Below are 20741 nucleotides of genomic sequence, written 5' to 3'. Positions count from 1 at the left end.
TTAATATTTTGAATATTCTCATTTATGTGGAGATTTTCAAGGTATTCTTTTGCCCATATAACCGAAAGTCCAAAAAGTTCATATTTTAGGCTAGTACTTGTATTGTATCAGTAGAATCATTTTCAGAAATAAGTTGTGCTTATTTTGAACCCTAAAAATTTAGGACCCGTTAACGTTCTTGAAATTCTATACAAACTATGGAAAACCTAAACAACTAAAAACATGATGAAGACCATTTACCGATTTGCACTACTCTATATCCTAGCGTTAACGATCTCTTGTGAGACGGAAGAATTAAAGAACGACGCACTCCTCGCAGAGGAATCTCATGATACTGTGACCATGAGAGATTTGGACGAACTACCTGCGTCCATCACACAACTCTTTAAAGGCAAAAGCCAAGTTTTCAGCAATAAGGCACTGCGAAGCGAAACGACCAGCTTTGGGGAGGTGGAGGCCGATGGTGTCTTCGTACAACAAAATGCAGCCACCCAAGCGACGAGCTACACGGCAAGGCTTACCAGGCTGAGCAATGAACTGTATTTTGATAATATGGTGATCAAGGAGACAGCCGAGGGAGACATGGTCGTAAATGTATTGAGGTATCTACCAGACCTGGCATAATACCTTCAACGGGAGGACCAATACGATTTCAACGATTATACAGGTACTGTGGAGATCTATGATGGCGATGGGCAACGGATCGCCGTCGCTAATATGTCCGAAGGGGAACTGGTGAATGAAGGGTCGGCCTCAGGCCAAACGGGCAGAAATGCCGGTTGTACTGTGATCGACGTGCAGTATGCGGGCCTAGAGCAGAATGGCATCTTCTATATCTATGAGGTGACCTATATCTACGACTGTGAGGATGTGAACAATAACGGAGGCCCATCTGGGGGAGACAATAACTCTGAAGGCCCTGGAGGTCCTGGGGGAGGAAGTGGTTTTGGAGGTTCTGGGGCGCAGCCTATAGATACTGTGCCACAGGGGACCAATTTAGAAGAGATAATAATAGATGCGGATTTTGCGCTAGTTTACCCTTGCCAAAGTAATCTAGTAGGTGAGGCTAATCAAATTGAATCACCAATAAATCAAGGCATCAAAGATAATTTTGGTTTAAGTGGTAGTATAAATTTAATATATGATATTGAATTTACTGATGCGAGCGACAATTTCGCAGCATACACAGAAATTGTTCTTAACCCAGATAATTCTTATTACATAAAGGTAAATCTAGGGTCATAATATTTAAATAATGCGACGGATCTTTCCATTGTCGCAACAATCATTCATGAAAACATTCATGCTAATCTTTTTTATGGTCTCATGGAGAATGATGAATACATGGAAATGATGATAGGGCAAAATGCAGATTATGAAAGAATGTTTGAGGCATTTGTTATGTGGCAATTGAACTTAGCGTATGGAGCAAGTGAGGTGTCTAACTGGTCGGTGAACCAAATTCAAGATGCTCAACATGAAATTATTTCTGGCATGGTTGATGATATCGCTAATGTTATTAAGTCTTACGGCGAGTCAAAAGGCTATGAGTTGGATGATTTTACTTATGAAGCACTAGCATGGGGAGGTCTCGGTGAAACTTATGGTTTTTCTTTCCTTGATGATGAAATACAATCGGCAATTGACTACATAAATCAATTTGAGAATAATGTAAACAATCAATATGAAGGTTCTTACGAAGGTTCTCCTTGTAACTAATTTTCTCTGTCATAGCTTGAATAATATAAGTTATGCTCAGACTAATAATAGTTATAAGAAGGTTTACTACAATATATTGGAGGACGAACATAAAAAATATGTTGAAACCGGAAAACGTTTAATCGCTGGGCGCTTAGATACAGGACAATACACTCCAGAGGAATACAAAAAAGCTAGTGAAAGATTGGACAATTATCCAATTTATTTATATGCGGAGTCAGATGATGAGGCCTTGGAAAAAGGTTTATATGATTCTATTATACCTAATAAGATAGGAAAAGGGTTAAATTCGAAAGAACTTAAAGAATTGAAAGATGCATTTTCAAAGCCTACTTACTTTAGATTTCAAGGCTTCGATTCACTTGGAATTGATATAGTTAGGTATGAACATGAGATATCAATGGGTAAGCGCATATACTATTTTTCATTGCCGATAAAAACAAAAGATGATAGAAACATGTTTTTTACAATGAGGTATAAATCAGCACATGGTTACTCTACCAAGCTTTACCATTACAGAAGACGATCATCGAAATACGATTGGTATCTATTTAAAGCAATCAATCTGTAATTTTTGGAAAAGCAATATTATGAAAAGGTAAAGCTACGGCTCCGATCTGTAAGCCTTAGCTTTACCTTTTCGAGCGATTGATTTAATCGGTCGGGGAGATACGTCCAGAAATAAGGTTTAGAAATACCAAATACCGTTGGAAATTGGCCGGGAGGTCAAGGGTCAAATCCAGGTGCTTTGGGGCAAGATCTTAGAGATATGGGAAATGTACCGGGAATTATATTAGACGCAGATGGAGGAACTTCACCTGCGAATACAAATGGATGTAACTAAAGAAAATCTTCTAAAAAAAATGAGAAATATTTGTTACTTATTACTTTTAGTAATGCTTATTTCATGCAATCCTTCCAAAAAATTAGAATCGAATGCTGATGATCTCGCCTTCGTGGAAAACTTTGCTCAAGAATTCTATCTGGAAGATGGTTTTGACCATGACAAGTTAAATAAATATTACATTGAACATATTGAAGCGTTCGACAAATTAGACGAGAAAAGAAAAAAATTCCATCGCGAATATATAGAGGAGATAATTGCGAAGGTTAATGAAGAACTAAAAGCATGTTCTTTTGAATATGAGATATTGGCTCATAATGAGGTCACAGAAGAAGAAGCTTCAGAATATGGTCTCATATATGGTAACTATAGCGATGTCTATTACCTAAAGTGTAAAGGCGAAAAGATATTCACTTTCTTTATTCTAGATAATGCCGAACACGGACGATTTATGAAGAGCTTTTGCTTGGATATTTATAATTCGAAAAAAGGAAAGGTCAAACCTTACCTGATAGAAGAGTTTTATAAAATAGGCGAATCGCCTTAAAATTTACACATCATCATAATCAACCACTATCTTCGGTGTGGTGGGATGCGACTGGCAGGTAAGGATAAAGCCTTCTTCCAATTCGCCATCTGTCAAGATCTGATTCTTGTCCATCACCACCTTACCTTCTTTAAGCTTGGCAATACAACTACTGCAAATACCGCCTTGGCAAGAATAAGGTGCGTCGATATTCTCTTTCAAAGCAGCCTCGAGGACCGTTTGCTTTTGGTCCATAACAAATTCAAATTCCTCGTCGTCAACCAATACCTTTACCTTGGTCTTTCCTTCAAGATCGGCGTCAATCGTTGCTTCTGTATCTTCAGAGGTAAATAGCTCGAAAAGAATTTTTGTCTTATCAATACCGTTTTCTACCAAGGTGTCAGAAACGGTCTCGATCATGGCCTGTGGCCCACACAAATAAAAGGCGTCAAAAGCGGTATCCTTATGCTTGTTCTTTGTGATCAAATTGACGATCGACCGGTCGATCCTTCCAAACAAAGCATCGTCTTCATCCGATTGGCTGTACACAAAATAGAGGTTGAACCTTTCGGTATATTTCTCTTTTAACTCGAGCAGCTCATCTCTGAAAATAGTGTCTTCCAAACTTCTATTGCCATAGACCAGGGTGAAGGTATTTTCAACATCGTTTTGAAGTACTGTTTTGGCAATTCCCAAAATCGGCGTAATCCCACTACCAGCAGCAAAGGCAGCAATGTTCTTAACTGTACCATTTGGTATAAAAGTAAATCTTCCTTCAGGGGGCATCACTTCTAGAACAGTTCCTTCTTGTAAACTTTGATTGGCGAACTTAGAAAATGTACCGTTTGGCATTTCCTTAATGGCTACTTTCAAATTTTCATTTTGCGGCGCTTCGCAGATCGAATAGGCTCTGCGCAACTCTTCCCCGTCGATTTCTTTCTTTATGGTAATATATTGTCCTGCCTCAAACTGAAAAGTATCCTTCAATTCAGCAGGTACATCAAAAGACACCGAAACCGCACTCGGCGTTTCTCGTTTTATCTCTTTTATCTTTAACGAATGAAAATCACTCATGGCATTCAAATTTTTGCCAAAAATAAGCAACTTGAAATTTTTGCTTGTAACAATTATGAAGTTCTTAATACTTATTCATCAACAAACTGTAAACCAAAATGATGTTCAAACACTTTATCAACTTAGAGTGGAAGGCTTTCTTTCGTTCTGCTAGCCTTGGAAAAAGTCTGGGAATAAAGATCTTCATGGCCTTTTTAGCGATCTATCTGGCCTTCTCAATGATAGGGACCGGTGCCGCGGCATATTTTATTCTCAAAGAGGCATTTCCGACGATTGACCCACTAGTGATCGTAAGTAAATTTTTGATATTTTGGATCTTTTTAGAGGTCATCATTCGCTATTTCATGCAGAAACTTCCTGTAATGAATGTAAAGCCGTTGCTAAACAAGCAGATCTCTAAGAACACGATCACACACTACGTGCTGGCAAAATCGGGATTATCCTTTTATAATTTTGTTTCCCTGTTTGCCTTTGTACCATTTGGCGTAGTGCTTATCACTCAAGGATATCACCCAGGCTTGGTCATCGTTTGGCTGCTAAGCATCTTTGCCATCGTATTGGCCACCAATTATCTGAATTTTCTCGTCAATAAGAGCAACGCCGTCCTAGTCGCATTGCTCATGCTCATAGCAGCTACTTACACTTTGGAACGCTTTGATATTTTTCCAGTGCTACAATATTCGGGTGATATTTTTTATGCGCTTTATCAAAATCCTATATTCGTCTTTATTCCTATTGGCCTGGTGATCACCTTTTATGTTGTCAACTTTAAAATGTTAAAGAGCAAGCTCTATCTAGACGCCTCTCTTAGCAAGAGAACAAAGGCTGTGGAAACATCAGACATGGCTTGGACAAGGCGATTTGGAGATATGGCACCCTTTCTGCAACAAGACCTTCGCTTAATTTGGAGAAACAAACGCACCAAATCGCAAGTATTTGTATCGCTCGCCATGATCTTTTACGGCCTGATCTTCTATACGATTCCCACCTATGAAAATATGACCGTCATGAAGGTATTTGTCGGGGTATTTATGACGGGGATTTTTGTGACCAACTTCGGGCAATTTATACCGGCTTGGGATAGTGCTCACTATAGCATGATGATGTCTCAGAACATTCCGTTGCGCAAGTATTTGGAATCAAAATACCTCTTATTGTCCATCACAGTGGTGATCATGTTCTTACTGTCAACACCCTACGCCTATTTTGGCTTGGACGCGCTGGCCATTAATTTTGCATGTGCCTTATATAATCTTGGTGTGTGTCTGCCGTTGGTATTGTTCTTTGGGTCGTTCAATAAGAAACGTATCGACCTCGATAAAAGCGCCTTCGGAAATATGCAAGGGGCAAGCGCTACGCAATTTTTGATCATTATTCCCACATTGGGAATTCCGATGATCATCTATGGCATCCTTAGTTTTCTAGTATCCTTCGAGATCGCTATCATCACGATTGGGGCTATTGGTGTCATTGCCTTTGCCTTTAGAAAAGTTTTCATAGACAAGATCACAGAATTATACCGAAACAAGAAATACGGAATGATCGCTGGCTTTAAACAGCGCAACAGCTAAAGCTTATATCAAAACTAAACACATCAACATATAAACTCATCAACGCAGTACACCATGATATCAATTCAGAACCTCTCAAAAAAATACGGAAATAAAAAAGTTTTGGACATCTTATCTCTGGATATTCCAAAAGGACAGGCGTTTGGGCTTGTCGGTAACAATGGCGCAGGGAAGACCACGCTCTTTAGTTTGCTGCTGGATCTTATTCCCCCTACAACAGGGAAGATCACCAGCAAGGAGATCGTCGTTAACAAAAGCGAGGCTTGGAAACCGTTCACTTCCTCCTTTATAGATGAAAGCTTTCTGATCGATTACCTGACGCCAGAAGAATACTTCTACTTTATCGGAGACCTACGCGGAGCCAATAAGGCAGATGTTGATGCCTTGTTATCTCAATTCGAAGATTTCTTCAACGGGGAGATCCTCAACCAGAAAAAATATTTGAGAGATCTCTCCAAAGGAAATCAAAAGAAGGCAGGGATCGTTGCTACTTTTATTGGAAATCCAGAAGTGGTGATCTTAGACGAGCCCTTCGCTAATTTAGACCCGACCACGCAGATCCGTCTAAAGCAGATCATTAAGCAACTTGCCGAAGATAATGAGGTGACTGTCTTGGTCTCTAGTCATGATCTGATGCATGTCACCGAGGTCTGCGAGCGGATCGTTGTGTTGAATAAGGGTGAAGTCGTTCGTGATATTCAGACCACTCCAGAGACCTTAAAAGAACTGGAAAGTTTCTTTGCGGGGAATATTCGCGAGGCGGTTTGAGCGCATTGAACTTCAAAAATATACAGTATTTAAAAAACAACAACCCCATCTGATCAGATGGGGTTGTTTATTAAAACAAACTACTAACTAATACACCCAGCCCACGACACCTTCGAATCGATAACCAGCGTTTAACCCTTCATAATAGTTTTTGGTAAATAGATGGTCCGTATTGGCTGCGTTATAGAAACGATACAATCTTTTTCTTCCATTTCCAGAACGGATATGGATGATGGGATTTCTTCCGCGGACATTCGTCGAGATCCAACCTCTATTTTTCAAATTAATGGCTTCTAATATGTCCGCAGCCATAATGAAATCTTTTCTTTGAGGGTGTATAAAAAATTCCATAAATCGAAGTTGAGAACTATCAAAAGACGTTCCGCTCCCGGATTGCACGGGAGTCCTAAATCCGATTCCTTCACTGTTTCCAATAAGGATACCGCTGCCACTTTCGGCCTTGTAAGTATGTACCGAAAGACTGCCACCGGCATAGTGCCTCCGGATGTTTTCAATGCGCATGGGAACGCGTGAAGTTTCGGCTGCTCCAGCGACAAAACCTAGTTCTTTTGCACGTTCTTCTGTGGCGGCAATCGCCTCAGGAGTTTCAGAATATAAAAGAATTTTGTTAGCCTCTTCAATGGAGAGTAATTTGTCACTTTTCGAGACCTCTTGAGGGTTGTCCTGCTCGGGTGCTTCGCACGAACTTGAAAAAATACACGTTACAAGAATACTTGAATATAGTATCCCTAAAGATCGAATGTTATTCATAATGTTTTGTTATTGGTAATGGTCCTACTCTTTTAAAAGGTTTTCGGATTACCCTTTTTGGTTTTGATAAGGCCTTAAACCGGTTCGAAAGTATCTCCTTTTTCAACTATAAAAAATAAGATCCACCCTAAACTGGACAAAATAGGGCACAAGAATATCAATCAAAGTAACATCATTAAATCTTTAGAATAGCGAAGGTTTAATCGTGTTATTGGCAATGAGCATACAATAATTTTTTAGGCTAAAATCGTTATATTCTTTAAGCTCGATGGTGCTAATACTGGAATATGCATAAAGAATAGTATATTTAACCGATTTTTTTATTTCATGTATACTAAAAATGGGACTTTTTAGTTACACTAATACATAATTCTCATTGCGCCTTGAAGAAATCTCTATATAGCTTAATAGCCGTAGCATTTGTGGCAATCGTTCTGGTAGGCTGCTCTACCAAAAAAGACAAGTTTATCAATCGAAACTTTCATGCGGTCACCACCAAGTTCAACGTGCTACACAATGGCAAGGAAGCGCTTGCCGATGGCCGCGAGCAACTGGTCGCCTCTTATAAAGACAACTACTGGGAAGTATTACCAGTAGAACGGTTAGAATTGCAAGAATCGATCATTCTTCCAGGCCAGGCCAAAAATCCCAACTTTGAACGTGCAGAGGAAAAGTCGGTAAAGGCCATCCAAAAGCATTCCATGGACATCAAAAATCGTCAGCGAAATCCGCAGATAGACGAGGCGTATTTTCTTCTTGGGAAAGCGCGCTACTACGACCAACGATTTCTTCCCGCTTTAGAGGCTTTTAACTACATCATCCGAAAATATCCCGATAGCGACATCATTGCCCAGGCCCGAGTTTGGCGAGAGAAGACCAATATCAGACTTGAAAATGAAGAGGTGGCTATCGAAAATCTTCAGAATCTCCTTAGGTATGAAGAGGATATCAAGGATCAAGACTATGCCGATGCTAGAGCCATTATGGCGCAAGCCTATCTCAATCTGAAGAATAAGGATACGGCCATCAATCATCTAAAGGTGGCAGCGAAAATGACCAAAAGTAATGAGGAACGAGGGCGCTATTACTTCATCATCGGACAATTGTATAACGAATTAGGGCACAAGGACACGGCCAATATGGCCTTTGACAAGGTGATCGACCTCAATAGAAAGACCTCACGAAATTATTTGATCAATGCCCATGTGGAAAAAGCGAAGAATTTTGAGGCATCTGGAATATCGCCTGAAGAGCAGCTAGAGACCCTTCTCGATCTTGAGAAGGATCGTGAGAACCGTCCGTATTTGGATAAGATATATCGAGAATTTGCGAGATTCTATCAGAAACAAGATTCCGTGGAGGCTGCGGTGCATTTTTGGAATAGGTCATTGAATATAAAAGGCAGTACCGATCGATTTTTGAAAGCGCTGAATTATGAGGATCTAGCCCAGGTACAATTTGATTCACTTAATTATGCAACGGCCGGATTGTACATCGACAGCACTTTGTCCAATTTGGACCAACGAACAAAAAAATATCGCCTCTTGAAGAAAAAACGAGATAATCTTCAAGATGTCATCGATTACGAAAGAATCGTTTTCAAGAACGATAGTATTTTAAGGGTGGCGAACATGCCAGAGGCCGAAAGGATGCTTTACTTCGAAGGGCTCATCGCTGATCTAAAGGCTGCAGAGGAGGCCAAAAAATTAGCAGAGGAGGCCGCAAAGAAAAAAGACGAGTTTCAGGATGATGAGTTTTTCAACAAGAAGAAAAGTGGTGGGCGAAAGGCAAGCCAAGAATTTTACTTCTATAATACGGTAACAGCCGCCTATGGAAAGAATGAGTTCGTTAAAATATGGGGAGATCGCCCGCTAGAGGACAATTGGAGGGTCTCTAAAAATACCACTTCATTGGAGGCAGATCTTGCGGAGGAAGAGACCAAGGAAGAGAAGGCCATCGATAAAGAAGAATTCTATAAAGTAGAATATTATGCGGAAAGAACACCCACCGATGCAGTTGTTTTAGACAGCTTGGTCAAAGATCGAAATTTCGCCCTTTATCAGCTAGGGATCATCTATAAAGAAAAGTTCAAAGAATACGATCTGGCGATCGCTAGGCTTCAAACGTTGTTAGATAGCGACCCAGAGCAACGGTTGATCCTTCCATCTAAATATACCTTGTATAAGATCTACCAAGTTAAAGGAAGTGAAGCGGCGCTGGCGGTAAAAGACGATATCATTAAGAATCATCCCGATTCGAGATACGCAGAGATCCTAAAAAATCCAGAGCTGATAAATGACGATTCGGATTCGGATAGTCCAGAAACGAGATATGCACAATTATATAGAGCCTTTGAAAAACAGGAGTATGAAAAGGTCATCGTACTTGCCGATGAATACATCACCAAGTATAATGGCTTGGAGATCGTACCCAAGTTCGAGTTGTTAAAAGCTACCGCAATAGGTAGGCTTGATGGTTTTGAGGCCTATAAGAACGCATTGAATCAGGTGGCATTGACCTATCCAAACAATCCCGAAGGCAAGGAAGCCCAGACAAGAGTTGCCTCTGCTTTGGCAGGGTTGGCCAATAAGACCTTGAAAAAAGATTCACTCGGATTGGCAAAATTGGTGTATCCATTTAAGAAAGGAGAACGGTTGGAAGAACGCGCCAAATTAAAGGAAACCATAGAGCGTGCGCTAAAGGAATTGGTATATCGTAACAACTCGGTATCTGTGGATGTGTATGATAGAGACAAGATATTTGTCGTCGTCCATGGCTTCAAAACGCCCGAATTTGCAGCGGGATTTGCCGAACTTTTAAACACGAATAAAGATTATTTGGTTGATAATGAATATTTTGTAGCTTTGTCTTCCAATTATAAAGTGATTCAAGTCCATAAAAACATGGACGAATTGATAAAATAATTGTAATTTCCCCTAAAACCACAACGAATGTTTTCAGAAAATAAGAAAGGAAAAACATCGACTGACACTGAAGGCCAACCCAACAGAATTGGAAGCAAAACCAAGATCATTGGAGATATGATCTCTAGTGCCGATCTTCGAATTGATGGAGAATTAGAAGGAAGCGTCAAGACCCAAGGAAAAGTGGTCATTGGCAAAGAGGGCCTTATCAAAGGAAAAGTGGAATGTAAAAGCGCCGATATCGAGGGAAAGATGTCAGGCGAACTCTTCGTGAGCAATGTCCTCACATTAAAGTCATCCGCCTACATAGAGGGTAGCGTTACGGTGGCAAAACTTGCTGTAGAACCCGGCGCTACGTTCAATGCATCTTGTACGATGAGTGGTAACGCAGGAGAAATAAAGCCCATAAAAACACAGGAAACGAAAAAAGCAGAAAAGACTGCATAAAGATAATAATTAAAAAATCGGATACCTACCCGAATTAAATTAACCCAAATCCCAAACTTAGTCATGTTTTCAGAAAGAAAAAACAAAGGTACAGAAGCCGGCTCCAGCTACGGACTCTGCAATCGTATTGCAAAAGGAACTTCAATCACAGGAGATATCATCTCGGAAGCCGACTTTAGAGTCGATGGAGAATTTAACGGAAACATCAAAACTTCTGGCAAGGTCGTTATTGGAAGCACAGGAACCATTCAAGGTAAAATAGAGTGTACCAATGCGGATATCGAAGGCAGATTCTCTGGCGAGCTATTTGTCTCGCAAATGCTGTCATTGAAGAGCACAGCCAATATCAAAGGCGAGGTGGTCATCAATAAGCTTTCTGTCGAGGTTGGAGCTGCTTTTAATGCCAATTGTACCATGAAGGCTGATGGAGTAATGCCACTAAATGCCGTAAATGAACAAAAAGCCGAAAAGACAGCTTAACAAATTTATTGCACTTACCGGGATCGCCCTACAAATGGGCATCACCATATATCTGTTTGTAAGACTGGGTAAATGGCTAGATGTCACATATAACAATGGCGAAAATCTATATCTTATCATCACTACCTTGGTGGGGATGGGCGTGGCGATATATGCCGTGTTGTTACAACTCAAAAGATTAGAAAAGTAATGACATGAAAGCATTGTTTGTCAAAATCGTTTTGTCATTGATTCTCCTGCTTGGACTGACCTTTGGGATTCACCTAACGGCCTTACATCATCTTGAAAGACCATTACTTGACAATAATATTGTACTTTCTTATTTATTAAATGGTTTGCTAGCGGCAGGTATCCTGGGCATCTTGTTCGTTTTCAAGGAACGATTCAAAATGCAATTGGGATTCTTATTCATAGCGGGAAGCTTTTTCAAGTTTTTGATCTTCTTCACCGTATTTTACCCACTTTATAAAGCGGATGGAAATATGGAGAAGATCGAATTCTTCACCTTTTTCGTTCCATACCTCATTAGTCTTTTGATAGAAACGGTTGGAGCAGCCCAACTACTCAAAAAAATTGGTTGATAAATACCAATTCCCTCCCCAATTTTATCAACATGAAATAAACGATCAAAATTGTTTTTGTTTTTCATTTAAAAACATACCTTTGCACCGTTTTTAAAGCCACTGTTATTCTAGTAATATGCAAAGAAAAGTTACCGCAAAAACACTGACAATTTTACTGATGTTGGTTTCTTTCATCTCTTTCGGAAAAGATGATGTTCAAGGAAAAGGTGAAACCAAAGAAGGAAGAAAGAAGGTAGTTTCTGAATATGTAAAGCATCACAACTTAGACTCTCACGACTTTAGCTTGTTCTCATATACTGGCGACGACGGTGAGCATCACTATGTGGGATTTCCACTCCCAGTGATCCTCTGGTCCGATGGATTACATGTGTTTCCTTCGAGTAAATTCCATCACGGTGAGGAAGTGGTAGAATCAGACGGAAAGTACTTCGCATTACACCACAGCAAGATCTATGAGACCGATGCAAATGGTACGCTCAAGTATGATGAGGAACACGGCGATCACCCAACGAATGCAATGCCCTTGGATCTCTCAATCACCAAGAACGTCTTTATGATCATCATTACAGGCTTGTTGATGTTCTTCCTGTTTAGAAGCCTCGGTAAGAGCTATGATAAAAACGGAGGTATCGCAACTGGAGCTGGAAGATTTTTCGAACCGATCGTGCTATATATAAGAGACGAGATCGCTATTCCTAATATCGGCGAGAAAAAATACGTGAAATACATGCCTTTCTTACTTACGGTGTTTTTCTTCGTATGGTTTCTCAACCTTTTTGGACTTACGCCGCTGGGGATCAACGTTACTGGAAACATTGCGATCACCTTGTCCTTGGCGTTGTTCACATTTTTCTTGACGAACTTTACAGGAACCAAGGATTACTGGAAACACATTTTCGATCCATTGGGCGATAGTATGCCGTGGATCGCCAAAATACCGCTATATATCATCCTAATTCCAATCGAGATATTAGGAATATTCATCAAGCCATTTGCACTGCTTATTCGTTTATACGCAAACATGCAGGCGGGACATATTGTATTGGGTAGCTTGATCGGATTGATCTATATATTCCAAAACTGGATCGGTGGTCCACTATCATTCGGACTATCCTTTGCGATTTCACTGATAGAATTATTGGTAGCATTGTTGCAGGCCTACATCTTTACGATGTTATCGGCGCTGTACTTTGGCTTTGCTTCTGAAGAACACAGCCACGAAGAAGCACATTAGGAAATTTCGTTTTTGTCATTCCTGCGAAGGCAGGAATCTAAATTTGAATGTTTAATTATTAATTATATATACTATTATGACAATTCCAACTATTATTGGTGCAGGTTTAGCAGTTATCGGTGTTGGTATCGGTATCGGTCAAATTGGTGGGAAAGCTATGGAAGCTATCGCTCGCCAGCCTGAGTCTTACGGAAAGATTCAAACAGCAATGCTTATTGCAGCGGCGCTTATTGAAGGTATTGGTTTTGCTGCGATCTTCGCAGGATAATCAAACCAAATCGAAGCTTAGCTGCAACGGTTGGTTGCAGCTAAGCTTCAAACAAAAATTGAACATTGTTTTTTATATAGCTACGTAAATGGAAAAATTAATCAACGAATTCTCACTCGGACTCTTTTTCTGGCAGACATTGCTTTTCATACTCTTACTCTTCTTACTTAGAAAGTATGCATGGAAACCGATCTTGAATGCGGTCAACGAAAGAGAGGAAGGCATCAAGAATGCATTGCAATCTGCAGAGAATGCCAAGAAGGAAATGCAGAATCTTCAAGCGGACAATGACAAACTTCTGAAAGAGGCAAGAGCTGAACGCGAGGCGATGTTAAAGGAAGCCAGAGAGATCAAAGAACAAATGATCTCTGACGCAAAGGAACAGGCTGGTGTAGAGGCCAATAAAATGATCAAGCAGGCACAAGCCGCTATCGAAAGTGAGAAGCAAGCTGCAGTTGCAGAATTGAAGAATCAGGTAGCGACACTTTCTGTGGAGATCGCAGAGAAAGTGTTGACTGAGGAGTTGGCGGATAAGAGCAAGCAAGAAAAGCTTGTAGAGAAGATGTTGGGTGACGTTACCTTAAATTAAGCACTGAAACATGACAGGAACAAGAGCCGCAATACGATACGCCAAGGCAATTCTATCATTGGCAAAGGAGCAGAAAGTCGCCGACGCTGTCAATGAAGACATGCTTAGCATTAAGAATACCATAGCGGAAAATGAGGAGTTGAAGGATGCTTTACAAAACCCAACCATTAAGAACGAGCTTAAAAAATCGATCTTGAAGGAGGTTTTTGCAAAGGTGAACGCAACCACCGACGGACTAATCGATGTTTTGATAGAAAACAAACGAATCGGTATTCTAGCAATTGTAGCTGAAAAATACCACGCACTCTATGAGACCGAAAAAGGTAAAGAAACTGCCGTAGTTACTACAGCGGTGCCACTTTCTGGCAGCCTAGAGAAAAAAGTGCTGGCAAAAGTGATGGAATTGACCGGTAGCGAGGTGACTGTCGAAAACAAGATAGACGAAAGCATCATTGGAGGTTTTATCCTTCGTGTGGGAGACTTACAATACAACGCTAGCATCGCTGGCAAACTGAATAATTTGAAGAGAGAATTCATAAATAACTAAAGTTTAAAAAATGGCTGAAGTTAAACCGGCTGAAGTATCAGCAATATTAAAAAAACAACTTTCAGGATTTGAGGCAGGAGCTTCACTCAACGAAGTTGGAACCGTACTACAAGTAGGAGATGGTATCGCACGTGCCTACGGACTTTCTAACGCTCAGTATGGAGAGCTTGTGGAGTTCGATAACGGGATGGAAGGTATCGTTTTGAACCTAGAAGAAGACAACGTTGGTATTGTATTACTAGGTCCTTCTAAAGAGATCAAAGAAGGAGATACTGTAAAACGTACACAACGAATCGCTTCTATCAAGGTAGGAGAGGAAATGGTAGGACGTGTAGTTGATACACTTGGAAACCCGATCGATGGTAAAGGACCTATCGGTGGCGAACTTTATGAGATGCCACTAGAGCGTAAAGCGCCAGGGGTGATCTTCCGTCAGCCAGTGAACGAGCCGCTTCAAACAGGGATCAAATCGGTAGATGCGATGATTCCGATCGGAAGAGGACAGCGTGAGCTTGTAATTGGCGACCGTCAGACTGGTAAGACAACAGTTTGTATCGATACCATTCTAAATCAGAAAGAATTTTACGATGCTGGTGAACCAGTATATTGTATCTATGTAGCGATCGGGCAAAAGGCTTCGACCGTTGCAGGTATTGCCAAGACGCTTGAAGATAAAGGAGCCTTGGCATACACGACTATCGTTGCCGCAAATGCATCCGACCCTGCACCTATGCAAGTATATGCACCGTTTGCAGGGGCTGCGATCGGAGAGTATTTCCGTGATACAGGTCGTCCGGCATTGATCATCTATGATGACCTCTCCAAGCAAGCAGTTGCCTACCGTGAGGTATCTTTGTTACTTCGTCGTCCTCCAGGACGTGAAGCATATCCGGGAGACGTGTTCTACTTGCACTCAAGATTGCTAGAGCGTGCTGCAAAAGTGATCAACGATGATGACATCGCAAAAGGAATGAACGATCTTCCAGATAGCTTGAAACCTATCGTAAAAGGAGGAGGATCGCTAACAGCACTTCCAATTATCGAAACGCAGGCGGGTGACGTTTCTGCATATATTCCTACCAACGTAATTTCCATTACGGATGGACAGATCTTCTTGGAGTCTGACCTTTTTAACTCTGGGGTGCGTCCAGCGATCAACGTGGGTATCTCGGTATCTCGTGTTGGAGGTTCTGCGCAGATCAAGTCGATGAAGAAAGTTGCAGGTACGCTTAAGTTAGACCAGGCACAGTTCCGCGAATTGGAAGCCTTTGCTAAATTCGGTTCTGACCTTGATGCTGCCACCTTGAATGTTATCGAAAAAGGAAAACGTAACGTAGAGATCCTAAAACAAGCACAGAACGATCCGTTTACAGTTGAAGACCAGGTGGCGATCATCTATGCAGGTTCTAAAAACTTGTTGAGAGACGTTCCTGTAGAAAAGGTGAAGGAATTCGAAAGAGACTATCTCGAGTTCTTGAACGCGAAACACAGAGATGTGCTTGATACGCTTAAAGCGGGTAAATTGACAGACGAAGTCACAGAAACCTTGACTTCCGTTTGTAAAGACCTTGCTGCAAAGTATAAATAGAACGGACTTGTCATTCCCGCGAGCCTGCCTGTCGGCAGACAAAAGCGGGAATCTGATCATATTACTCGTAATGTTTAAGAGATTCCTGCCTCTGCAGGAATGACAAAAAAGATAAGCCAAATGGCAAACTTAAAGGAAATACGCAATAGGATAGCTTCGGTAAAGTCAACGATGCAGATCACCAGTGCCATGAAAATGGTATCGGCTGCTAAGTTGAAAAAAGCACAGGATGCTATCACCGCCATGCGCCCTTATGCAAATAAGTTGACAGAATTATTGCAGAATTTGAGTGAAACACTCGAAGGCGATAGCGGAAGCAAGTTTGCAGAGCAACGCGAGGTAAACAAGGTATTGATCGTCGCGATCACATCCAATCGTGGACTTTGTGGTGCTTTCAATTCCAACATCATCAAAGAGACCAATCGCTTGGCTTCTGAGAAGTATGCTGGAAAGCAGGTCGATATTGTTACCATCGGAAAGAAAGGAAATGATATCCTATCAAAAACCTTTACTGTTGTAGAGAATAACAATCAGGTATTTGATGACCTCACCTTTGACAACGTTGCGCTCATCGCACAAAACCTGATGGACCTATTTGTCGATGGGGCCTATGACAGAATTGATCTGGTGTACAATCAATTTAAGAACGCTGCCACGCAACTGGTCCAGGCAGAACAGTTCTTGCCGATCGTAGCAAAAGAAAGCGATAGCAATGTATCTGCCGATTATATTTTTGAACCTTCGAAAGAGGAGATCGTAGAGACCTTAATTCCAAAATCGCTTAAGACACAGTTATACAAAGGTGTGAGAGATTCGTTTGCTTCCGAGCATGGCGCTAGAATGACCGCGATGCACAAGGCAACGGATAATGCTGGGGTACTTAGAGACGAGTTGACTCTAACGTACAACAAAGCACGTCAAGCTGCGATTACCAATGAGATCTTAGAAATTGTTGGTGGTGCGGAGGCACTCAACAATTAGACGAAGCGACAGCGCAGTCAGATTCATCGGGTGCGGAGGCACTCAACAATTCATAATTAGATTGTCATTCCTGCGCAGGCAGGAATCCATACAATATAAACCCCGTTTCAATCGAAGCGGGGTTTTCTTTTTGGCACAACTCTTGTTTTTGTACTTTTATAAAAAGCAGAAAAGATGAAAACATTGAAAAGTATATTCACGATCATCACCATTCCCTTATTTATGGCTAGTTTTTCACAATGCGGAAGTGCCCAAGACTTGAAACTCGAAAAGAAGGCTCCCCTTGCCATCAAGGAAGGCCAAGCCTATTGTCAACAATGGGTAGCTGGTATCAAAGGCGGTGGGGCAGGGTATCAATTATTCATTCCAGTAGCCGAAGAGAGTAAATTTACGCTTGAGGCTGCCTTTTTTAGAGGATTGAAAACGACCAACCTGTACTTCAAAAAGGCAGGTGAGGGTTATCTTTTGACGGCGCATTTTGATGATGGCAGCAATTCTGAAAGAGATCTGATCCTTCACGAAGACCCCAAAAAGGAAGTTGGCAACCAACCGCCAAAGATAAAGGAGGAGATGCCCTTCAAAATGGCCGTGGACGAATGCGTGATCAGCTATAAAGAGGACGGGGCCACCAAATATTTCAAAGTAGAGGGAATCGTTCAAAGGGAGATGCAGAGTTATCCGATGGCACCAAAAGGATCGGATGAACAAAAGCTAAAACAATAGAACATCAAGTTTTGTAAGCGCGGGGTTTAATCCCCGCGCTATTTTTTCTACATTTACTCGATAATCGAGATTTGAACGCTCCGAGGCGTGCCTCGAAGTAGTTTGCTTAAAATACTTCTCAGTAATTGAGTGCACTAAAACGCTTTCTAAAAGATACCGTCATTTATGGATTGGCAACTGTATTGCCAAGACTGATGAACTTTATTCTGGTACCTCTCCATACCGAAAAATTGGGTACTGTAAGCTATTCGGAGAATACCACCTTTTATGTATATGCCGCATTCTTCAACGTATTGCTTACCTATGGAATGGAAACGGCATTCTTTAGATTCTTTAGCAAGCACCAGGATCAAAAGAGAGTATACAGCACGGTACTTATAAGTCTAACGGTAACAACCTTGATCTTTTTGGCCACAGTGTGGTCATTCAACGGGCAGATAGCTGATATGGTGGGTCTGCGTTTAGACTACTTTAATTATTTGCTAGGAGTTCTTGTATTGGATACCCTTGTGGTAGCGCCATTTGCCTATTTGAGAGCGACCAATCGTCCCATAAAGTTCGCAAGCATTAAGATTGCGAACATAGTGATCTATGTACTCTTGAATTTCTTTTTTTTATGGGCGATCCCAAAATTCTCTTGGGAATTTTCATTCTACGAGCCCGAACATTTAGTGCAGTATATTTTTATCGCCAATTTGGCGGCAAGTGCCTTTACCTTCCTATTGGTGACTCCCTATATCATTAGAACAGAACTTGTTTTTCAGACAGCTATTTTCAGAGAACTTATCAAGTATGGATTGCCAATCATGGTAGCGGGCCTCGCCTTTGTGATCAATGAGAATCTCGATAAGCTCCTGATCAAAGACATGATCGATGAAGATACCATGGGAGCCTATGCGGGCTGTTACAAGTTGGCGGTCTTTATGACCATCTTTATTCAGGCATTTAGATTAGGCGCGGAACCCTTTTTCTTCAACCATGCAAAAGAGAAGAATGCAAAAGAAACCTATGCGATCATTCTCAAATATTTTGTGATCACAGGAAGTATAATGTTATTGGGAATCGTTGCATATCTAGATTGGCTAAAACCGCTTATCGTAAGAGACGAATCCTTCTGGAAAGCCATAGCCATTGTGCCGATCGTACTCTTGGCAAATCTATGCTTAGGGATTTACCACAATTTGTCCATCTGGTATAAGCTCACGGATAAGACGCGTTACGGAATGTACATCTCGATCATGGGAGCCATAGTGACGGTTGTATTCAATGTGGTGATGATCCCGGTTTTGGGGTTCATGGCTTCGGCCTGGGCCACCCTGGCTGCCTACGGTGGTATGATGATCATTTCATACCTCTTGGGAAGAAAACATTATCCAGTTCCCTATGACCTAAAGCGCATAGCTTTGTACCTATTGATCGCCGTGCTGATGAGCGCTGTTTCGTTCCACTATTTAAGAGGGCAATACCTGATGAATACGTTGTTTGTTTTCGTATTTTTGAGCGTTATTTTCTTTGCTGAAAGAAGGGAATTAATCAGAATTATAAAAAGATGACCATCAAGATAATCAATAGATCACAACATCAGTTACCTCATTATGAGACCGAAGCTTCGGCTGGGATGGACCTACGTGCAAATCTAGAAAAATCGATTTCTTTAGCCCCCATGGAAAGAGCGATCGTGCCGACAGGGCTATTTCTGGAATTGCCTATCGGATTTGAGGCTCAGGTACGCCCAAGAAGTGGACTTGCAGCAAAAAAAGGAATTACCGTTTTAAATGCACCAGGCACCATCGATGCCGATTATCGTGGAGAAGTAGGGGTGATCCTCGTGAATCTGTCCAAGGAAACATTCACTATCGAAAATGGTGAGCGTATCGCACAAATGGTCATTGCCAAACACGAACGTGCGAGTTGGGTAGCGGTCGAAGAACTTTCTGCCACCGAGAGGGGAGCAGGAGGATTTGGAAGTACCGGGACCCGCTAGAGCGTCCTGTCATTCCTGCGAAAGCAGGAATCCAAATGAATTTAGAATAACAAAGTGAAATAGATTCCTGCTTTCGCAGGAATGACAAAAGGAAGTATAATGAAAATAATCGTTCCAATGGCAGGCCGCGGATCGCGGTTGCGCCCACATACATTGACAACGCCAAAACCTCTGATCCCGATCGCTGGCAAACCTATCGTGCATCGATTGGTAGAGGATATTGCAAAAGTCATCGGCCAAAAGATCGAGGAGGTAGCTTTTGTTATCGGAGAAGATTTTGGCGAGAAAGTAGAAGAAGATCTAAAAGCCATTGCAAATGCATTAGGTGCCATAGGAACTATCTACTATCAAGATAAACCGCTAGGAACAGGTCATGCGATCATGTGTGCAAAAGATTCCTTAGAAGGTCCGGCCGTGATCGCTTATGCCGATACCCTATTCAGAGCAGATTTTACATTGGACCCTGATGCCGATGCCGTAATGTGGGTGAAGCAGGTCGAAGACCCTAGTGCCTTTGGGGTGGTAGAACTCAACGATCAAAACGAGATCGTCGGTCTGGTAGAAAAACCACAGGAATTCGTATCTGATCTAGCGGTGATCGGAATCTACTATTTTAAGGATGTTTCTAAGTTGAAGGATGAATTACAATATGTATTGGATCACAATATCATTCATGGTGGAGAGTATCAGATCAACGACGGCATCAAGGGGATGCAAGACAAAGGTGCGCGTTTTGTTCCAGGTAAGGTAGATGAATGGATGGATTGCGGAAACAAGGCAGTAACGGTCGAAACCAATACCAGAATGCTTCATTTCCTCCACGAAGATGGAGAGGCACTTGTCTCAAAATCGGTGCGCTTGGACAATGCCAAGATCATACCCCCATGCTATATCGGTGACAATGTAGAACTTAAAAATACGACTATCGGACCCAACGTATCCTTGGGAAATAATTCAAAGGTCTTGGATTCAACTGTTAAAAACAGCCTAATCCAAACCGAAGTGATCATAAAAAATGCTACCTTAGACAACGCTATGATAGGGAATCATGCCAGTTTCGATGGCAATTTTACCTCTATAAGCATCGGAGATTATTCCGTTTTGGAATAATTATTGATT

General features: G+C 41.4%; 24 protein-coding genes. 22 read left to right on the top strand and 2 right to left on the bottom strand.

The window, feature by feature from the left end; all coding sequences use genetic code 11:
- Nucleotides 1-222 precede the first annotated feature (222 nt).
- From ACFQ1M_RS12895 to ACFQ1M_RS12875, 5 genes are all read left to right on the top strand, one after another.
- Entirely contained in the window at nt 223-624 is a 402-nt protein-coding gene (locus tag ACFQ1M_RS12895; RefSeq protein ID WP_386408845.1) for a hypothetical protein, read from the top strand.
- A gap of 48 nt (nt 625-672) precedes the next feature.
- A complete protein-coding gene (locus tag ACFQ1M_RS12890; RefSeq protein ID WP_386408843.1) occupies nt 673-1245 on the top strand; it encodes a hypothetical protein in 573 nt (190 codons plus the stop codon).
- Nucleotides 1246-1326: 81 nt separating this feature from the next.
- Complete coding sequence (locus ACFQ1M_RS12885; RefSeq protein WP_386408841.1) at nt 1327-1719, top strand: hypothetical protein; 393 nt, start codon at nt 1327-1329, stop codon at nt 1717-1719.
- Nucleotides 1685-2290, top strand: coding sequence for a hypothetical protein (locus ACFQ1M_RS12880; protein ID WP_386408839.1), 606 nt, complete (start codon nt 1685-1687; stop codon nt 2288-2290). Before ACFQ1M_RS12885 ends, ACFQ1M_RS12880 begins: the two co-directional genes overlap by 35 nt.
- Nucleotides 2291-2615: 325 nt before the next feature.
- Nucleotides 2616-3110 carry a hypothetical protein gene (locus tag ACFQ1M_RS12875; RefSeq protein ID WP_386408837.1) on the top strand — a complete coding sequence of 165 codons (495 nt, stop codon included), beginning with the start codon at nt 2616-2618 and terminating at the stop codon, nt 3108-3110.
- A 3-nt stretch (nt 3111-3113) separates the two neighbouring features.
- Here ACFQ1M_RS12875 and ACFQ1M_RS12870 read toward each other — a convergent pair whose 3' ends face one another.
- Nucleotides 3114-4163 carry a 2Fe-2S iron-sulfur cluster-binding protein gene (locus tag ACFQ1M_RS12870; RefSeq protein ID WP_386408835.1) on the bottom strand — a complete coding sequence of 350 codons (1050 nt, stop codon included), beginning with the start codon at nt 4161-4163 and terminating at the stop codon, nt 3114-3116.
- Between the two features lie 98 nt (nt 4164-4261).
- On the opposite strand from ACFQ1M_RS12870, the gene ACFQ1M_RS12865 reads away from it, so the two are divergent.
- Both ACFQ1M_RS12865 and ACFQ1M_RS12860 read left to right on the top strand, forming a co-directional pair.
- Nucleotides 4262-5734, top strand: coding sequence for a DUF5687 family protein (locus tag ACFQ1M_RS12865; RefSeq protein WP_386408833.1), 1473 nt, complete (start codon nt 4262-4264; stop codon nt 5732-5734).
- A 54-nt stretch (nt 5735-5788) separates the two neighbouring features.
- Nucleotides 5789-6502: an ABC transporter ATP-binding protein gene (locus ACFQ1M_RS12860; protein ID WP_386408832.1), complete on the top strand. Its 714-nt coding sequence runs from the start codon at nt 5789-5791 to the stop codon at nt 6500-6502.
- Nucleotides 6503-6589: 87 nt separating this feature from the next.
- Here the strand turns inward: ACFQ1M_RS12860 and ACFQ1M_RS12855 are convergent, their stop codons facing one another.
- Nucleotides 6590-7273 (bottom strand): hypothetical protein, encoded by a 684-nt coding sequence (locus ACFQ1M_RS12855; RefSeq protein WP_386408830.1) that lies wholly within the window; start codon nt 7271-7273, stop codon nt 6590-6592.
- A 383-nt stretch (nt 7274-7656) separates the two neighbouring features.
- Here ACFQ1M_RS12855 and porW point away from each other — a divergent pair, with 383 nt between their 5' ends.
- The 15 genes from porW to ACFQ1M_RS12780 all read left to right on the top strand — a co-directional run bounded on the left by porW (nt 7657) and on the right by ACFQ1M_RS12780 (nt 20732).
- Entirely contained in the window at nt 7657-10197 is a 2541-nt protein-coding gene (gene porW, locus ACFQ1M_RS12850; protein WP_386408828.1) for a type IX secretion system periplasmic lipoprotein PorW/SprE, read from the top strand.
- Between the two features lie 27 nt (nt 10198-10224).
- Nucleotides 10225-10644, top strand: a complete 420-nt coding sequence (locus ACFQ1M_RS12845) for a bactofilin family protein (RefSeq protein ID WP_386408826.1) — start codon at nt 10225-10227, stop codon at nt 10642-10644.
- Between the two features lie 63 nt (nt 10645-10707).
- Nucleotides 10708-11124, top strand: coding sequence for a bactofilin family protein (locus ACFQ1M_RS12840; protein WP_386408824.1), 417 nt, complete (start codon nt 10708-10710; stop codon nt 11122-11124).
- The gene (locus ACFQ1M_RS12835) at nt 11096-11314 is read left to right on the top strand and encodes an AtpZ/AtpI family protein (RefSeq protein ID WP_386408823.1); all 219 of its coding nucleotides are present in this window, start codon (nt 11096-11098) and stop codon (nt 11312-11314) included. Before ACFQ1M_RS12840 ends, ACFQ1M_RS12835 begins: the two co-directional genes overlap by 29 nt.
- Nucleotides 11315-11318: 4 nt before the next feature.
- Nucleotides 11319-11705, top strand: a complete 387-nt coding sequence (locus tag ACFQ1M_RS12830; RefSeq protein ID WP_386408821.1) for a hypothetical protein — start codon at nt 11319-11321, stop codon at nt 11703-11705.
- A gap of 118 nt (nt 11706-11823) precedes the next feature.
- Nucleotides 11824-12942 (top strand): F0F1 ATP synthase subunit A, encoded by a 1119-nt coding sequence (atpB, locus tag ACFQ1M_RS12825; RefSeq protein WP_386408819.1) that lies wholly within the window; start codon nt 11824-11826, stop codon nt 12940-12942.
- Between the two features lie 76 nt (nt 12943-13018).
- The gene (gene atpE / locus ACFQ1M_RS12820; RefSeq protein ID WP_386408817.1) at nt 13019-13210 is read left to right on the top strand and encodes an ATP synthase F0 subunit C; all 192 of its coding nucleotides are present in this window, start codon (nt 13019-13021) and stop codon (nt 13208-13210) included.
- A gap of 88 nt (nt 13211-13298) precedes the next feature.
- A complete protein-coding gene (locus ACFQ1M_RS12815) occupies nt 13299-13799 on the top strand; it encodes a F0F1 ATP synthase subunit B (protein ID WP_386408815.1) in 501 nt (166 codons plus the stop codon).
- Nucleotides 13800-13809: 10 nt separating this feature from the next.
- Nucleotides 13810-14346, top strand: a complete 537-nt coding sequence (gene atpH, locus ACFQ1M_RS12810) for an ATP synthase F1 subunit delta (protein WP_386408813.1) — start codon at nt 13810-13812, stop codon at nt 14344-14346.
- Between the two features lie 10 nt (nt 14347-14356).
- On the top strand, nt 14357-15934 hold the full coding sequence (atpA, locus tag ACFQ1M_RS12805) for a F0F1 ATP synthase subunit alpha (protein WP_386408811.1): 1578 nt from the start codon (nt 14357-14359) through the stop codon (nt 15932-15934).
- Between the two features lie 120 nt (nt 15935-16054).
- Nucleotides 16055-16915 (top strand): ATP synthase F1 subunit gamma, encoded by an 861-nt coding sequence (gene atpG, locus ACFQ1M_RS12800; protein ID WP_386408809.1) that lies wholly within the window; start codon nt 16055-16057, stop codon nt 16913-16915.
- Nucleotides 16916-17089: 174 nt separating this feature from the next.
- The gene (locus ACFQ1M_RS12795; protein WP_386408807.1) at nt 17090-17638 is read left to right on the top strand and encodes a hypothetical protein; all 549 of its coding nucleotides are present in this window, start codon (nt 17090-17092) and stop codon (nt 17636-17638) included.
- A gap of 125 nt (nt 17639-17763) precedes the next feature.
- Nucleotides 17764-19191, top strand: a complete 1428-nt coding sequence (locus ACFQ1M_RS12790; protein WP_386408806.1) for an oligosaccharide flippase family protein — start codon at nt 17764-17766, stop codon at nt 19189-19191.
- Complete coding sequence (gene dut / locus ACFQ1M_RS12785; RefSeq protein WP_386408804.1) at nt 19188-19622, top strand: dUTP diphosphatase; 435 nt, start codon at nt 19188-19190, stop codon at nt 19620-19622. Before ACFQ1M_RS12790 ends, dut begins: the two co-directional genes overlap by 4 nt.
- Before the next feature lie 99 nt (nt 19623-19721).
- Entirely contained in the window at nt 19722-20732 is a 1011-nt protein-coding gene (locus ACFQ1M_RS12780) for a sugar phosphate nucleotidyltransferase (RefSeq protein ID WP_386408802.1), read from the top strand.
- The last annotated feature ends 9 nt before the right edge of the window (nt 20733-20741 follow it).

The sequence above is a fragment of the Sungkyunkwania multivorans genome, from assembly GCF_042675645.1.
In the GTDB taxonomy this organism is placed as follows: Bacteria; Bacteroidota; Bacteroidia; order Flavobacteriales; family Flavobacteriaceae; genus Sungkyunkwania; species Sungkyunkwania multivorans.
Note: the sequence above shows the minus strand (reverse complement) of the source record. Positions and strands in the feature narration are given on the sequence as shown.

Excerpts from the sequence above, each read along its gene's own strand:
- ACFQ1M_RS12840 (WP_386408824.1), top strand. The coding sequence starts at position 10,708 with ATGTTTTCAGAAAGAAAAAACAAAGGTACAGAAGCCGGCTCCAGCTAC.
- atpA (WP_386408811.1), top strand. The coding sequence starts at position 14,357 with ATGGCTGAAGTTAAACCGGCTGAAGTATCAGCAATATTAAAAAAACAA.
- ACFQ1M_RS12880 (WP_386408839.1), top strand. The coding sequence starts at position 1,685 with ATGAAGGTTCTTACGAAGGTTCTCCTTGTAACTAATTTTCTCTGTCAT.
- atpE (WP_386408817.1), top strand. The coding sequence starts at position 13,019 with ATGACAATTCCAACTATTATTGGTGCAGGTTTAGCAGTTATCGGTGTT.
- ACFQ1M_RS12815 (WP_386408815.1), top strand. The coding sequence starts at position 13,299 with ATGGAAAAATTAATCAACGAATTCTCACTCGGACTCTTTTTCTGGCAG.
- ACFQ1M_RS12895 (WP_386408845.1), top strand. The coding sequence starts at position 223 with ATGATGAAGACCATTTACCGATTTGCACTACTCTATATCCTAGCGTTA.
- ACFQ1M_RS12860 (WP_386408832.1), top strand. The coding sequence starts at position 5,789 with ATGATATCAATTCAGAACCTCTCAAAAAAATACGGAAATAAAAAAGTT.
- ACFQ1M_RS12875 (WP_386408837.1), top strand. The coding sequence starts at position 2,616 with ATGCTTATTTCATGCAATCCTTCCAAAAAATTAGAATCGAATGCTGAT.
- ACFQ1M_RS12870 (WP_386408835.1), bottom strand. The coding sequence starts at position 4,163 with ATGAGTGATTTTCATTCGTTAAAGATAAAAGAGATAAAACGAGAAACG.
- ACFQ1M_RS12885 (WP_386408841.1), top strand. The coding sequence starts at position 1,327 with ATGGAGAATGATGAATACATGGAAATGATGATAGGGCAAAATGCAGAT.
- atpG (WP_386408809.1), top strand. The coding sequence starts at position 16,055 with ATGGCAAACTTAAAGGAAATACGCAATAGGATAGCTTCGGTAAAGTCA.
- atpB (WP_386408819.1), top strand. The coding sequence starts at position 11,824 with ATGCAAAGAAAAGTTACCGCAAAAACACTGACAATTTTACTGATGTTG.
- ACFQ1M_RS12830 (WP_386408821.1), top strand. The coding sequence starts at position 11,319 with ATGAAAGCATTGTTTGTCAAAATCGTTTTGTCATTGATTCTCCTGCTT.
- ACFQ1M_RS12865 (WP_386408833.1), top strand. The coding sequence starts at position 4,262 with ATGATGTTCAAACACTTTATCAACTTAGAGTGGAAGGCTTTCTTTCGT.
- dut (WP_386408804.1), top strand. The coding sequence starts at position 19,188 with ATGACCATCAAGATAATCAATAGATCACAACATCAGTTACCTCATTAT.
- ACFQ1M_RS12835 (WP_386408823.1), top strand. The coding sequence starts at position 11,096 with ATGAACAAAAAGCCGAAAAGACAGCTTAACAAATTTATTGCACTTACC.
- ACFQ1M_RS12855 (WP_386408830.1), bottom strand. The coding sequence starts at position 7,273 with ATGAATAACATTCGATCTTTAGGGATACTATATTCAAGTATTCTTGTA.
- ACFQ1M_RS12845 (WP_386408826.1), top strand. The coding sequence starts at position 10,225 with ATGTTTTCAGAAAATAAGAAAGGAAAAACATCGACTGACACTGAAGGC.
- ACFQ1M_RS12780 (WP_386408802.1), top strand. The coding sequence starts at position 19,722 with ATGAAAATAATCGTTCCAATGGCAGGCCGCGGATCGCGGTTGCGCCCA.
- atpH (WP_386408813.1), top strand. The coding sequence starts at position 13,810 with ATGACAGGAACAAGAGCCGCAATACGATACGCCAAGGCAATTCTATCA.
- ACFQ1M_RS12795 (WP_386408807.1), top strand. The coding sequence starts at position 17,090 with ATGAAAACATTGAAAAGTATATTCACGATCATCACCATTCCCTTATTT.